Raw genomic sequence first — 14,873 nt, 5'->3', positions numbered from 1 at the left:
GAAACGCAAAGGAGAGACCCCATGAAACCGATCGACATCGTTCACCGCGACGACGGCTGGGCCTATGTGGTCGCCGGCCGGATATCCCAGAGTTTCGGCACCCGCGAGGACGCCGTGGCGGCAGGCAAGGCCGCCGCCGAGGAACAGGCGGTCCTGGATGGCGAGCTTGACGAGGGCCTGCGCGGCACCTTTCCCGCGAGCGATCCCGTCTCCGCGGTTCAGCGGGGCCATACCGGCGGCGACAACGATTGAGCGAAGGCGGGGCCGCGGGCAAAGCGCGCGAGCGGCCTGCGGACCGGCTTCAAGCCACTGCTTTCAAACGATCTTCCGGAACGCCGCGGCGGATGCTGTTGCCCTGTGGACACACTGCAACTTTTGCAGAGGCATAAAATTGAGTTTATGACTCAAGTTATGCTAATGAGCCTCGATAACGGAGACGTGATCTTCGGGACAGCGAGGTAACAATGTCCATGGTCCGCAACTTCCACCGCCGTCGTTTCGCCAGGCGACGGAGCATCCTGTCGACGACGGGGCTCGTCGGCATCGCCGCTCTTTCGGCTCTGGCAGCATCTCCCCGCATCGCCTACGCGCAGAGCGCCGGAACGGTCGAACTGAAAACGATCGTCGTGGAGGCGGACAGCGCGGAAGATCCGAAAGGGCCTGTGGACGGTCTTGTCGCCTCGCGCAGCACGTCGGGCACCAAGACCAACACGTCGATCCTGGAAACGCCGGCCTCGGTTTCCGTCGTGACCAAGGAGCAGGTGGAACAGCAGGGCGCGCAGACGGTGCAGGAAGCGCTGCGCTACTCTGCGGGCGTCGCCGCCGACATCCGCGCGCAGGACCGTTACGACATCGTGCCGATGCGCGGCTTCGGCGGCTATCAGAGCTTCGTGCAGTATCTCGACGGCTTGCGCATGCAGAAGGGCATCTCGTTCGCCCAGCCCACCGTGGACGTGCGCGAGCTGGAGCGCATCGAGATCTTCCGCGGCCCGGCCTCCGTGCTCTACGGCGCGGTCAACCCGGGCGGGCTCGTCAACCTCGTCTCCAAGCGTCCGACCAAGGAGACGCAGCACGAGGTGGAACTTGCCGTCGGCTATCCCTGGGGCGTGACCGGCGCCTTCGACACCTCCGGCCCGGTCAATGACGCGGAGACATTCCTCTACCGGGTCTCGGGCTTTGGCTACTTCAAGCAGTCCGACATGGACGACATGAACAGCCAGCGCTATTCGATCTCGCCGTCCTTCACATGGCTTCCGAGCGACGACACGAAGATCACGCTGCTCGCCAACGTGACGCACGAGCCGGAGAGCTACTACCCCTCGCGCCTGCCGGCAGCCGGCACGGTCTACGCCGCCGCCGGGGGAGTGTTCATTCCCTACGACTTCAACATCGTCGATCCGGACTTCGACAAGTTCGAGCGCGACAGCATGCGGATCGGCTACGAGTTCGAACATCAGTTCGACGACGTCTTCACCTTCCGCCAGAACCTGCGCTACTCCTACATGGAGACCGAGTTCAGGGGCGTCGCGCCGGTCAGCATCACCGGCACAGCGCTTGGCCGGCGGGCCTCTGCCGTCGACGAAGAACTGCACACGCTGGCCGTCGACAACCAGCTGGAGGCCGATTTCGTGACCGGCAAGGTGGAGCACAAGCTGCTCGGCGGCTTCGACTACCAGTGGTCGGAGGCGAACCGCCTGTTTGGCGGCGGCAGCGCCAGCAGCATCGACATTTTCAACCCCGACTATTCCGGCACCATCGCCACCCCGGCCTTCCTGACGGACGCCGATCAGCACACCCAGCAGGCGGGCACCTACCTGCAGGAGCAGGCGCGCATCGGCAAGCTGGCCCTGACGCTGGGCGGCCGGTTCGACTGGTATTCACAGAAGACCGAGACGCTGACCATCGCCAGCGGCGATCTCAAGACAGATAACCAGCAGGGCACCGCCTTCACCTGGCGCACCGGCGCGGCCTATCTGTTTGACAGCGGCTTCGCGCCCTATGTTAGCTACGCCACCTCCTTCGAAGTGCCGGCGGGCGTTGCCGTCGGGAATGTCGCGCTCGACCCGGTCACCGGCAGGCAGTACGAGATCGGCGTCAAGTATCAGCCTGCAGGCTACGACAGTTTCCTCATGGTCTCCGCCTTCGACCTGACCCAGAACAACGCGGTCACCTCCGACACATCAAACAGCGGTTACTACAGAAAGATCGGCCGGGTAAATTCCCGCGGCATCGAGGTCACCGGCAAGGCGAGCTTCGACAATGGCTGGGATCTTGTCGGCTCGTACACTTTCGTCGACGCCGAGATAAGGAAGGATCTTGTTACCACGACGAATGTCGGCAACACGCCCGCGACCATCCCGCAGCACATCGCCTCGGTCTGGGCGCACTACACGTTCCAGTCGGGCGCGGTCGAAGGCCTCGGTCTCGGCGCAGGCGTGCGCTACACCGGCGAGAGCTGGGCCAACGACGAAAACACCGTGAAGGTGAAGGACTTCACCCTGTTCGACGCTGCCCTCGACTACGATCTCGGCAAGCTCGACGACCAGCTCGAAGGCACGACCTTCCGCTTCAACGTGCAGAACGTGTTCGACACCGAATACGTCTCCTCGTGCTCGGCCGACAACGCCTGCTTCTACGGCACCGGCCGCACCTTCCTCGCCTCGCTCAAGTACAAGTGGTGATTTCACGCCCCGCCCGCGCATCCGGGCGGGGCTTTCCTCTATTTGAGAAGGAACGATCCATCGTGCAGAAGGAAAAGAAGGTCTCCGACATGGAGATCCGCCAGTACGTCATCGACACCGGCACCCGCCAGACGCAGATCCAGAAGGACCTGCGCGCCGAGACGATGGCGATGGCCAACGGCATGATGATGGTCTCGCCGGCCTGCGGCGAATTCCTGGCGCTGCTGGCAAAGCTCATCGGCGCGAAGCGGACGCTGGAGGTCGGCACCTTCACCGGCTACAGCGCGCTCTCGGTCGCCGCCGCCCTGCCGGAGGGCGGCGAGGTCGTCGCCTGCGACATGTCGGAGGAATATACCGCCATCGCGCGACGCTACTGGGCGCGCGCCGGCCTTTCCGACAAGATAAATCTCCAGCTCGGCGAGGCGGTCGCGACCCTTGACCGGCTCATCGCGAACGGCGAGGCGGATACCTTCGATCTCGCCTTCATCGACGCCGACAAGAACGATTACGACGCCTATTACGAGCGCTGCCTGAAGCTGGTGCGCCCCGGCGGGCTGATCGTCTTCGACAACATGTTCTGGGGACGCTCGGTGGCGGATGCCGACGACAACCGGCCCGAGACCGTCGCCCTGCGCCAGCTCAACATCAAGATCCGCGACGATGAGCGGGTGGACATGTCGCTCATCCCGTTCGGCGACGGCATGACGTTTCTGCGGCGGCGCTGATCGCGCGCGCTCAATTTCGTGTATTCGATTTCTGAAATGCCTAAATTATGCCAATTTCTGGTGAAGCTCTCATATTTCAATTCCAGTAATTGGCGGATTTCCGTCAATTACTGGAATGACAATAAGTCAAATTTCGTTTGTTGACCCATATATATTTGAATATTTCTAAACAATTTTTGCACTCTTACGGCTTCCTGAAGGAGAAAAACTTTCCAAAACCGCATTGCACGCTTGACAGCACAATGCGGAAGCGCGATTAGAATGTTCATATTCATGAGTTAAAAAGTCAAGTTTTAGAGACGAGGAATGATGATGCGCATGCGCCTTGCACGTCCGCGTTTTGCGGAAAGAGGGCGGACGGCCGGCCTTTCAGCCCTGTTCCTGCTCGCGTCCGCGCTGCTCGCAGCAGCCGCACCTGCCAAGGCCGAGATCGTCGCGACCGACGTCACCGGGCGCACGATCCGTCTGGAAGCGCCCGCACATCGCATCCTCATCGACGACGGGCGCTACTTCCTCGACCTCGCCATGCTTTGCGACGATCCGGTTTCGCTCGTCGTCGCCTGGCCGCATGACAGCAACCGGCTGGGCGAGGAAATCTACGCCCGCTTCAGGCAGCGCTTCCCGCAAATCGAGACGCTGAAACACACGGCGAGTTCATCACGCACGCTGTCGGTGGAACAGGTACTGGCGGCCGAACCGGACCTTGCCGTCTTCTCGCTCATGTCGAAGCCGTCGGCGCGCGAGATCGAGTTGATCGAGGCCGCCGGCATTCCCGTCGCCATAGCCGACAACGTCGCCGACCCGCTTGAGAACGTCGACAAGACGCTGCTGATGCTGGGCACGCTCACCGGCAACGAGGCGCGGGCCAAAGCCGCCGTCGCCTTCCGGCAGGAACGCTACCGCGCAATCGCCGAACGGCTCGCAAGCCGCCCGGACGCGGGACGGCCGAAGGTGTTTCTGGAGGCGCACGCCTCCACCTCCACCGACTGCTGCAATTCGCCGGGCACGGGCAGCATCGGCGCGATGATCGATTTCGCCGGAGGCCACAACATCGGCGCCGACGTGATCGACCGCGCGTTCGGCAAGATCAGCCTGGAATACGTCATCGAGGCGAAGCCGGAAATCTACATCGCCACCGGCGGCGCCTACATGGAAAAGCGCGCCGGTGTGCTGGTCGGCCCCGACTATGATCCCGAACGCACCGCCGAAACGCTCGCCAAAGTGCTGGCGCGCACCGGTTTTTCCGAGCTGCCGGCGGTGACGGCCGGCAACGTCCATGCGCTCTCCCACCAGCTTTTTTCCTCGCCCCTCGACGTGCTGACGATCGAGCTGCTGGCGAAGTGGATCCACCCCGATCTCTTTTCCGACATCGACGTCGCAAAGACCCGCGACGCGATGAATGCGCGCCTCCTCAGCGTTCCGCTGGAAGGCGTCTACTGGAGCGAGTAGCGCAAGCCCTCCCGAACCGCGCCGCCGCCCGTGATATCTGACAGGAGTACCCGATGCGGACGCCACTTTCCGCCGACACGCCCCCGCCGTCCACGACGATGGCAACGGCCCCGAACGCAGCCGGCCCCGACGCCGAGGGCGGCAATCCGGGGCTCGGCATTCTGAAGGACGTCCTCCGCCCGCTTGCCCTCGTCGGCGCGCTGGCATTGCTGGCCTCCGCCGCCGACGCGGCCCCCGCTGTGGTCAAGACCGTGCCCGCCGGGACCAACGTCTACGAACTCACCGTCGCCCCGGACGGCCCGGTCTATGTCGCCACCGCCGGCGAGCGCGGCAAGCACAACTCGAAGATCCTCGTGCTCGATCCTGAAACACTGGAGATCACGAGCACGATCGACATGGCCGAGGTACCGGCCTTCGGCATCACGCTCAACACGAAGACAAACACGCTCTATGCCACCGGCACGCGGCTTGGCGCGGTCGCGGCGGTGGACGCGAAAGCCGGCGAACTGATCAAGCCGATCGCCACCGGCAACAAGGCGCACCTGCGCGAGATCGCGGTCGATGAGGCATCGAACCGGATCTACGCGACGGTCGTCGGCCGCAAGGAGGACAAGAGCGCGATCTGGGTGATCGACGGCGCGGCCAACACGCTGGTAACGACCTTCGACGATCTCGATCCCGGCGCGACTGGGCTGGCGCTCGACCCGGCGAACCACCGGCTCTTCACCACGCTTCTCTATTCGAACGAGGTGATCGCACTCGACACGGAAACGGGCGCGGTTGCGGCGCGCTACGCCTCCGGAGGCGAATTCCCGACCAACGTCGCCTATGACGCGAAGCGCGGCCGGCTCTACGTCACCAACCAGAAGTCCGGCACGATGACCGTGCTCGATGCCGACAACGGCAAGCTCCTCGACACGGTGAAGACGGGTGACGGCGCGCTCGGCGTCAATTTCGACGATAGCCACATCTACGTCGCCAATCGCGGCGCGGGAACGGTGAGCGTCATCGATGCGGAAACGCTGAAGGTTCTCGCCAGCCTTGAGACCGGCAGCGCGCCCAACACCGTCGCCGTCGACCGCAAATCCGGCCGCGTCTACGTCACCAACAAGACGACGCCGCGCCCGCGCGACGCTCCGCCGGTGGAAGATCCCAACGGCGACACGGTTTCGCTCATCCGACCCTGAGGCCCCGACACCGTGGGTGGGTCCTCAAGGGACGCCGCCCGCGGTCGTCGTTTCAAGATGCGGGAATGACGACCATGGCAACCCAACCCTTCTGGCGCGGTTTCAACGACGCAACGCCCGCCGATGCGCCGGGCCACCCCCTGCCCTTCGCGCTCGTGGGAACCACCGAGACGGTGATCGGCCACGGCGAACGCGCGGTGCTCCCGCAGGGGCCGCTGGAGACGCTGGGCGCGCGCACGGCCCGCTTCTTCGAGGAACAGGCCGAAGGACCCGACCTGCTGCTCGGCGCCGTGCCGTTTGCCCGTGAGGCGAGCGCCCATCTCGTCCAGCCGCGCCAGGTAATGCGCATCCAGGGCCGTTTCGATCCGCACGACGTGCTGGAACTCTCCGCGGTGCGCGATCGGGCTCCCCAATCCGCCGGCCGGTGCGTGATCGCCGGCGAACCGGATGCCGACGGCTATGCCCGTTCGGTCGATGCCGGACTGGAGGTCATCGCCTCCTCCGCCGGGGCCTTGCGCAAGATCGTGCTGTCACGCAGCCTCGTTGTCGCCGCGGAGCATTCCTTCGACCTGCGCGCCCTGTTCGCGCGCCTTGCCGGCGACACCAGCATCACCACCTTCGCAACGCCCCTGCCCGAGCGTAATGGCGCATCGCGTACGCTGATCGGCGCGACGCCGGAGCTGCTGGTCGAAAAGCGGGGCCTGCGCGTCCTTTCCCACCCGCTCGCCGGCTCCGCTCCGCGACGTGCCGACACGGGCGACGACGAGGCCTCGGCGAAGGCGTTGATGGCGTCCGACAAGGACCACCGCGAGCATGCGCTGGTGGTGGAGGCGATCCTCGATACGCTCGCGCCCTTCTGCCGCGATCTTTCAACCCCGGAAGGCACGTGTTTGCGTGCGACCGCAAGCCTCTGGCACCTGGGCACGCGCATCGAGGGCCGGCTGAAGGACGCGGCGATCTCGTCGGCCGATATCGTCGCCGCCCTTCACCCCACGCCCGCCGTCTGCGGGGAACCGCGCGCGAAGGCGGCTGCCGCCATAGACAGGCTGGAGGGCTACGACCGCGACTTCTACGCAGGCGCCGTGGGGTGGTGCAACGCGGCCGGCGATGGGCGCTGGTCGGTCTCCATCCGCTGCGCGGAAATCTCCGGCCGCACGGCCCGGCTCTATGCGGGCGCCGGCATCGTGCCTGGTTCCGATCCGGCCTCGGAAACCAACGAGACATCGGTAAAATTCAAGGCGATGCTCGCCGCGCTCGGCATCGCGGAACCGGGACGCGGAGAGGGAGACATGGCGATATGACCCCCGCGACGCAGATCTGGCCGGAGGAGTTCGCCCGCCGCTACCGCGAGAAGGGCTATTGGACCGGCGAGACGTTCACGTCGTTTCTGAACCGCCGCGCCGCGATGCATCCTGACCGTATCGCGGTTGTCGACGAGTACACGCGCTGGAGCTATGGCGAGCTCCGGGCGCGCGCCGAAACAATCGCGGCGGGCTTCCTCGCTCTGGGCCTTCAACCCGGCGACCGCGTCGTGGTCCAGCTTCCCAACATCGCGGAATTCCTGTCGGTCGTCTTCGGGCTCTTTCGCGCAAGGCTCATCCCCGTCTTCGCCCTGCCCGCCCACCGGCTGACGGAGATCCGCCACTTCGCACAAACGGCGGAAGCCGCCGCCTACGTCATCAAGGACCGCTGGGACGCGTTCGACTACCGCGCCCTTGCACGAGCCGTGCAGGCCGAGGTGCCGGCATTGCGCCACGTGGTCGTCGTCGGCGCGGCGGAGGAATTCGTTGCCCTTGATGGCTTCAAGGCCGCCCCGGACCTCTTGCCAGCGGAGGATGCCGCGTCTTCCGATGTCGCCTTCATGCAGATTTCCGGCGGCACGACGGGGCTTTCGAAGCTCATCCCGCGCACGCATGACGACTATATCTATTCCTTCCGCGCGAGCGCAGAGATCTGCGGTCTTGACGAGGCGAACGTGCTGATGGTGGCTCTGCCGGCCGCGCACAATTTCCCCATGAGTTCGCCCGGCTTCTTCGGCGCACTTTACGTCGGTGCGCGCGTCGTCATGAGCCCCTCGCCCTCGCCAGAGCGCGCCTTTCCGCTGATCGAGCGCGAGGGCGTGACGGTGACGGGCCTCGTGCCGCCGCTGGCGCTCCTGTGGCTCCAGGCGGCGGAGGCGACGGCTTGCGACCTCTCATCGTTGCAGGTGCTGCATGTTGGCGGGGCGAAGCTGATGCCCGAGATCGCGCGGCGCATCAGGCCGGTGCTCGGCTGCACGCTCCAGCAGGTCTTCGGCATGGCCGAAGGGCTCGTCAATTACACCCGGCTCGACGATCCGGAAGAGGTGATCGTGGAGACGCAAGGCCGACCCATCAGCCCCGACGACGAGGTGCTGGTGCTGGACGATCGCGGCGTCCCCGCCCCCGATGGCACGCCCGGGCATCTCTTGACGCGCGGGCCCTACACCATTCGCGGCTATCACAACGCGCCGGCCGCCAACCAGCGCGCCTTCACCCCCGATGGCTACTACCGCACCGGCGACATCGTGGTGCGCCGGGCCGACGGCAATCTCGTCGTGCAGGGGCGCGCCGGCGATCACATCAACCGCGCCGGCGAGAAGATTTCGGCCGAAGAGATCGAGGACCATCTTCTCGCCCACGAGAACGTCTTCGACGCGGCCGTCGTCTCCATTCCCGACGATTATCTCGGCGAGCGCAGTTGCGCCTTCATTATCCCACGCGGCGAAAAGCCGAGAAGCGCCGCGATCAAGGCCTTCATGCGCACCCGGGGGCTCGCCGACTTCAAGGTTCCCGACCAGATCGTGTTCGTCGAGCGTTTCGAGACGACGGCGGTCGGCAAGGTCAGCCGCAAGGAACTGCGCGCCCGGCTGCGGGCGGAGTTCCTGGAAGCACAACGTGACAAGCAGGGAGTTTGAACCGATGGGTCTTCCCAGGATCGCAAGCTATGAACTGCCCGCGGCGGGCGATATACCCGAGCCGCGTGGACCGTGGCGGGTGGAGCCGGGGCGTGCGGCGCTGCTCGTCCACGACATGCAGACCTATTTCGTGCGCGCCTTCGACCGCAGCGAGGCACCTATCGCACCCGCCATCGCCAACATGGCGCGGCTGATCGAGCACGCCCGCGCGCTCGAGATACCCGTCTTTTACACCGCCCAGACCGGCGATCAGGATCGCCGCGACCGTGGCCTGCAGGCCGACTTGTGGGGTCCGGGCATGTCGAACGATCCCGGCGAGACGGCGATCATCGACGAGCTTCGCCCCAAGGCCGGCGAGCGCGTGCTGGTGAAACACCGTTATTCCGCCTTCCAGCGCTCGAACCTCGAGCCGTTGATGCGGGTGCGCGGCCGCGACCAGCTGATCGTCACCGGCATCTACGCCCATATCGGCTGCCTGATGACGGCGTCGGAAGCCTTCCAGCGCGATTTCGAGACCTTCGTCGTCGCCGACGCGATGGCCGATTTCTCGCGCGCCGAGCATGACATGGCACTGCGCTGGGTCGCCGGGCGCTGCGGCGTGGCGATGACAACGGAGGCGATGCTGGCGGCGCTGGGCGCTGCCCCCGCTCTCGGTGACGTGCTGACGCGGGAGCGCATGCGCGCCGACATCGCCGCGATGATCCACGAGGATCCTGACGAAATCGCGGACGACGACAACCTGATCGACCTCGGGCTCGATTCCATGCGCGCGATGACGCTGGTGACCGGCTGGCGCGACCTGGGGCTCGATCTCGACTTCGCCGAATTCGCGCAAGATCCGACGCTTTCGAGCTGGTGGGCCGCGGTGGAACGGCGACTGCCGAAGATGGCGGCCTGAGGGGATGCGTCGAGGTAGCATCCGCAGGGGATGGGCACGACGCCGGCACCACGCTCGGTTGTCATCCCCGCGAAGGCGGGGATCCAGTATCCCGTGCGGTCGGAGGCTCCCGGCACAGAAACCCGACCCAGTGGTTTCTGGATTCCCGCCTTCGCGGAAGTGACAAGCTTCAAATTCCGAGCCCCATCTTACGCGCCGAACCGGAGGCGCGCGGCACATCGACTACCTGATCGAGGCTCACGAGGGAGAGGCCCGAAACCATGACGGCGACAGCAGTGACGGCGCAGCCCGAGGCGTCGGCACGCCATCCGCTCACCGAGGCGCAGCGCGGCATGTGGTTCGCCCAGCGCATCGATGCGGACAATCCGACCTTCAATACCGGCCATCTCATCATCCTCGATGGCCCGCTCGATGCCGCCGCCTTCGCACAGGCGATGATGCAGGCCCAGCGCGAGGCGGAGACGCTGGCGATCCGCATCCAGCCCGACGAGAGGGGCGACGACACGCTGGAGATCGATCCGAACCGCCTGCCCGCCCTCGAGTGCCTCGACATGACGGCTGAGCCGGCCCCGGAGGCCGCAGCGATCGCGCTCGCCCGGGCCGACATGGCGACCCCGCTGGACCCGACCCGCGATCCGCTTGCCCGCCAGGTCCTCGCGAAGGTCGGGCCGGACCGTCATTTCTGGTACCAGCGCATCCACCATATCGCCATCGACGGCGTCGGTACGATGACGCTGTGCGACCGGATCGCCGATCTTTATTCCGCGCTCGTGGCCGGGCGCGAACCGGGCGCGCCGCTCAGCCCGTTTTCCGCCGTGCTGCAGGAAGATGCCGACTATCGGGCGTCAGAGCGCCATGCGAAGGACCGCGCCTACTGGGCGGACGAGATGGCGGGCATCGAGGCTGCAAGTCTCGCGGGCGCCAATGTCGCCGCCTCGCCGCACATCCATCGCCTGTCGCGCGATCTCGATGGCGCGCTGCCCGATGCGCTGATGCGGCTGTCGAAACGTGCGCAACTGCCGTGGCCCGATGCCGCGACCGCGCTCATCGGCGCCTATTGCGCGCGCCACATCGGGGCGGACGAGGTGGTGCTCGGCGTCCCTCACATGGGCCGCTTCGGCACGAAAGCCGCGCGCGCCGCCTCCATGGTGATGAACGTGCTGCCGCTGCGCTTGCGCTTGGACGAGGGCGCACCGCTTGCCGATGTGCTGAACGATGCGGCCAAGCGCATGATGAAGGGGCGGCGGCACGGACGCTATCGCGGCGAACAGATCGCCCGCGACCTGCGCCTCGTCGGCACCGGCCGACGCTTGCACGGACCGCTCGTCAACATCCTGCCCTTCGACGAGACGCCGCAGTTCGCCGGGCTCATCTCGGAACTCGTCATCCTCGGCACCGGCCCGGTGGAAGACCTGACGATCTCGCTGCGCGGCGATCCGGCGACCGGGCGCATGCGGCTGGAGATCGAGACCAACCCGGCGCTTTACGACGAGGCGGACATCTCCGCCCATGCCCCGCGCCTCGAGGATTTCCTGATAAGGGCAGCGGATGCGGAAAGGCTCGCAGAGGTGGCGACGGTGAGCACGGCGGAAGCCCGCTGGCTCGAGCGCCTCAATGCCACGGCCCACACCATCGAGGAGACGACGCTCACGAAGCTCATCGAGCGCCGTCTTGCCGAAACGCCCGAGGCAGTCGCCGTTTCCTTTGCCGGCACATCGATCAGTTACGCAGAACTGGACGCCCGCTCCGCGGCCCTCGCCTGCAAGCTGGGCGCGATCGGCGCGGGTCCGGAGAAGATCGTCGCCGTCGCCCTGCCGCGCTCCGTCGAGCTGATCGTCGGGCTGATCGCGATCCTGCGTTCCGGTGCCGCCTACATGCCTGTCGACACGACACATCCGGCGGAACGGCTCAAGCGCATCTTCGCCTCCGCTGGGCCCGTGGCAACGCTCGCGCTTGCCGATACCGGGTTGCCAGCCTCCCTGATCCTGCCACCCGAGGAGTGGCCTCAAGAAACAGAGGCAGCGCCGGACAATGCCGCAGACGCGGCGCCCGACAATCCGGCTTACGTGATCTACACGTCGGGCTCCACCGGCGAGCCGAAGGGCGTCGTGGTCGAGCACCGCGCCATCGTCAACCGTCTGGAATGGATGCGAACGCACTACCGCTTTTCCCCAGCCGACCGCATCCTCCAGAAGACGCCGATGACATTCGACGTCTCGGTCTGGGAATTTTTCCTGGCGTTCCTCTCCGGCGCAACCTTGGTCGTCGCTCCGCCGGACGCTCACAAGGACCCGCGCGCGCTTGCCGAAATCCTGCGCACGGAGCGGATCACCACCTGCCATTTCGTCCCCTCCATGCTGGGGGCGTTCCTGGCGGAGCCGTCGGCAAAGGGGCTTGAGATCGCGCGTGTCTTCTGCTCCGGCGAGGAACTGACGGCGGACCTGCGCGACCGGTTCCACAAGACCATCTCTGGCGAATTGCACAATCTCTACGGACCGACGGAGGCCGCTGTCGATGTCAGCTACTGGCCGGCGGCGCCCGATGATCCCTCTCGGCCCGTGCCCATCGGCTGGCCGGTGTGGAACACCGCGCTTCATGTGCTCGATGCGCGCATGCGGCCCGTGCCGCCGGGCGTCGTCGGCGATCTCTATCTCGCCGGCCGCCAGCTTGCGCGCGGCTATCTCGGGCGGCCGGACCTGACCGCCGAACGCTTCATCGACAATCCGAACCAGGCCGGCGAACGGCTCTACAAGACCGGCGACGTTGCCCGCCGGCGGCACGACGGGGCGGTCGTGTTCCTCGGCCGGATCGATCACCAGGTGAAGATCCGGGGTCTGCGCATCGAGCTCGACGAGATCGAGGCGGCGGTGACGGGCTCGGGCCTTGTGCGTCAGGCAGGCATTATCGCGAGCGACCAGAATGGCCTCGGCCCGCGCATCCTCGCCTATGTGGTGCCGGGCGAAAGCTACGACGAGGACGGGCTCGCGGCCCATGTCGCCGCACTCGTTCCCGACTACATGGTGCCCGCGGCCTTCATCGCGCTCGACGCCCTGCCGGTGACGGCGAACGGCAAGCTTGACCGCGCCGCCCTGCCCGCCCCCGATATCGCGGCGGCTCAGGGCCGGGCGGCGGAGACGGAGACGGAAATACGCCTCGCGACGCTGTTCGCCGACGTCCTGAAACTGAAGGAGCCCCCGGCCGCCGATGGCGATTTCTTCGCGCTCGGCGGCCACTCGCTGCTGGCGGTGGACCTGATGCGCCGCATCCGCGAGGAATTCGGCCGCGATCCGGGGCTCGGCGCGCTTTTCGCCAATGCGAGCGTGGCAAGGCTCGCCGCCGTGATCGATGCCGCAGAGGAACGGGTGAGCGGACTGGAACCGCTGATCAGGCTCACCGAGGGCGACGGCCTGCCCGTCTTCGTCATCCATCCGGCCGGCGGCATCTCGTGGTGTTATGGCGGGCTCGCCCGCGCGCTCGGCCGTCCGGTTCTGGCGCTTCAGGCGCGTGCGCTTTCGCCCGATTGCCCGGCGCCGGTGAGCCTCGCCGCCATGGCGCAGGACTATGCCGATCAGATCCTGCAACACGCGCCCGCCGGGCCGATCCACATCGCCGGCTGGTCCGTCGGCGGCATTCTCGCGCAGGCCGTGGCGGCAAGCCTGCAACGGCGCGGCGCGCGGCTGGGCGTCGTCGCCCTTCTCGATGCCTATCCGTGCGACTGCTGGCGCGACGAACCCGATCCGGGGCCGGGGGCGGAACTGAAGGCGCTGCTCGCCATCGCCGGCCACGATCCGGATCAGCTTGTGGCGAACGGCCTCGCGCTGACACGCCCGGCCGTGATGGATTTTCTGAAAGCGAGCGAAAGCCCGCTCGGGCAGTTGCCGGACGAGGCGCTCGATGGGGTAATGCGCGTGGTTTCGACCAACAACCGGCTGGTGCGCGGCCATCATCATGACCGGTTTTCCGGCCGGCTCACCCATTTCCGGGCGGCCCTCGACCATGGGACGAGCGGGCTCTCGCCGCAGAGCTGGACGCCTTACGCGGACGGGCTCGACATCATCGACGTGTCGTCGCTGCACGGCTACCTGACCGGCCCGCAGGCAACCGCGATCATAGCGCCGGAACTGAAAGCGCGGCTTGAACGGGCAGAACGCGAGGACGCGGAGACAAGCGATGCGTGAGAACGGACTGAAGGGGCGCGTGGCGCTGGTGACGGGTGCGCGCGGCGGCATAGGTGCTGCCGTGGTGCGGCTTCTGGTTGAGGAAGGCGTGCGCGTCGTCGCCGCCGACATTGAGGCCGCCCCGGCGGTGGATTTCGCGATAGACTGCAACGGGGCGCGGATCACCAATGTCGATCTGGACGTTACCGACAGCGCCGCCGTCGATGCGCTGGTCGCGCGCATTGAAAGCGACATCGGGCCGGTCTCCATCGGCGTCAACGTCGCAGGCATCCTTTCCACCACGTCGATCATGGAAACGGAAGATAAGGACTGGCAGCGGGTCTTCGCGGTCAACACGGGCGGTGTTTTCCATGTGTCGCGCGCGCTTGCACGAGTGATGAGCCCGCGCCGCAAGGGCGATATCGTGACCGTGAGTTCAAACGCCGCCGGCATCCCCCGCCACTCCATGGCGGCTTATGCGGCCTCCAAGGCGGCGGCCACCATGTTCACCCGCTGCCTCGGGCTGGAGTTGGCCGAATACGGCATCCGCTGCAACGTGGTTGCGCCCGGCTCCACGCTGACGCCTATGCAGACGGGCATGTGGGCCGACGAGAGCGGCGCGGAAGCCGTGATCGCGGGCCAGCCGCAGGTCTACAAGACCGGCATCCCGCTTCGAAAGATCGCGACGCCGGAGGATATCGCGGAGGCCGTGGTGTTCCTGCTGTCGGCACGCGCCGGGCACATCACCATGGCCGACCTCTACGTGGACGGCGGCGCGACGCTGAGGGCGTGAGGGGAATTTACCCGACTGTCAGGACGCGACGGCCAGAAGGTCAATGCA

Annotated in this window: 10 protein-coding genes; all 10 read left to right on the top strand. The window is 66.4% G+C overall.

Annotation, left to right across the window (positions count from 1 at the left end; all coding sequences use genetic code 11):
* Positions 1-21 precede the first annotated feature (21 nt).
* The 10 genes from V2L18_RS06650 (at position 22) to V2L18_RS06605 (ending at position 14,825) form a co-directional block, all read left to right on the top strand.
* Entirely contained in the window at positions 22-252 is a 231-nt protein-coding gene (locus tag V2L18_RS06650; protein ID WP_336177174.1) for a DUF2188 domain-containing protein, read from the top strand.
* Positions 253-464: 212 nt separating this feature from the next.
* On the top strand, positions 465-2,681 hold the full coding sequence (locus V2L18_RS06645; protein ID WP_336177173.1) for a TonB-dependent siderophore receptor: 2,217 nt from the start codon (positions 465-467) through the stop codon (positions 2,679-2,681).
* A 62-nt stretch (positions 2,682-2,743) separates the two neighbouring features.
* A complete protein-coding gene (locus V2L18_RS06640; protein ID WP_336177171.1) occupies positions 2,744-3,406 on the top strand; it encodes a class I SAM-dependent methyltransferase in 663 nt (220 codons plus the stop codon).
* Positions 3,407-3,724: 318 nt separating this feature from the next.
* Entirely contained in the window at positions 3,725-4,855 is a 1,131-nt protein-coding gene (locus tag V2L18_RS06635; protein ID WP_336177170.1) for an ABC transporter substrate-binding protein, read from the top strand.
* Between the two features lie 53 nt (positions 4,856-4,908).
* On the top strand, positions 4,909-6,042 hold the full coding sequence (locus V2L18_RS06630; RefSeq protein ID WP_336177169.1) for a YncE family protein: 1,134 nt from the start codon (positions 4,909-4,911) through the stop codon (positions 6,040-6,042).
* 65 nt (positions 6,043-6,107) lie between these two features.
* Positions 6,108-7,343 (top strand): isochorismate synthase, encoded by a 1,236-nt coding sequence (locus V2L18_RS06625; RefSeq protein ID WP_336177168.1) that lies wholly within the window; start codon positions 6,108-6,110, stop codon positions 7,341-7,343.
* A complete protein-coding gene (locus V2L18_RS06620) occupies positions 7,340-8,977 on the top strand; it encodes a (2,3-dihydroxybenzoyl)adenylate synthase (protein ID WP_336177167.1) in 1,638 nt (545 codons plus the stop codon). Before V2L18_RS06625 ends, V2L18_RS06620 begins: the two co-directional genes overlap by 4 nt.
* 4 nt (positions 8,978-8,981) lie before the next feature.
* Complete coding sequence (locus V2L18_RS06615) at positions 8,982-9,875, top strand: isochorismatase family protein (protein ID WP_336177166.1); 894 nt, start codon at positions 8,982-8,984, stop codon at positions 9,873-9,875.
* A gap of 260 nt (positions 9,876-10,135) precedes the next feature.
* Positions 10,136-14,053, top strand: a complete 3,918-nt coding sequence (locus tag V2L18_RS06610; RefSeq protein WP_336177165.1) for an amino acid adenylation domain-containing protein — start codon at positions 10,136-10,138, stop codon at positions 14,051-14,053.
* The gene (locus tag V2L18_RS06605) at positions 14,046-14,825 is read left to right on the top strand and encodes a 2,3-dihydro-2,3-dihydroxybenzoate dehydrogenase (RefSeq protein ID WP_336177164.1); all 780 of its coding nucleotides are present in this window, start codon (positions 14,046-14,048) and stop codon (positions 14,823-14,825) included. Before V2L18_RS06610 ends, V2L18_RS06605 begins: the two co-directional genes overlap by 8 nt.
* Positions 14,826-14,873 lie beyond the last annotated feature (48 nt).

Origin of the sequence: Breoghania sp. JC706, from assembly GCF_037026715.1 — a bacterium.
In the GTDB taxonomy this organism is placed as follows: Bacteria; Pseudomonadota; Alphaproteobacteria; order Rhizobiales; family Stappiaceae; genus Breoghania.
This window is presented reverse-complemented; position numbering and strand designations above follow the sequence as displayed.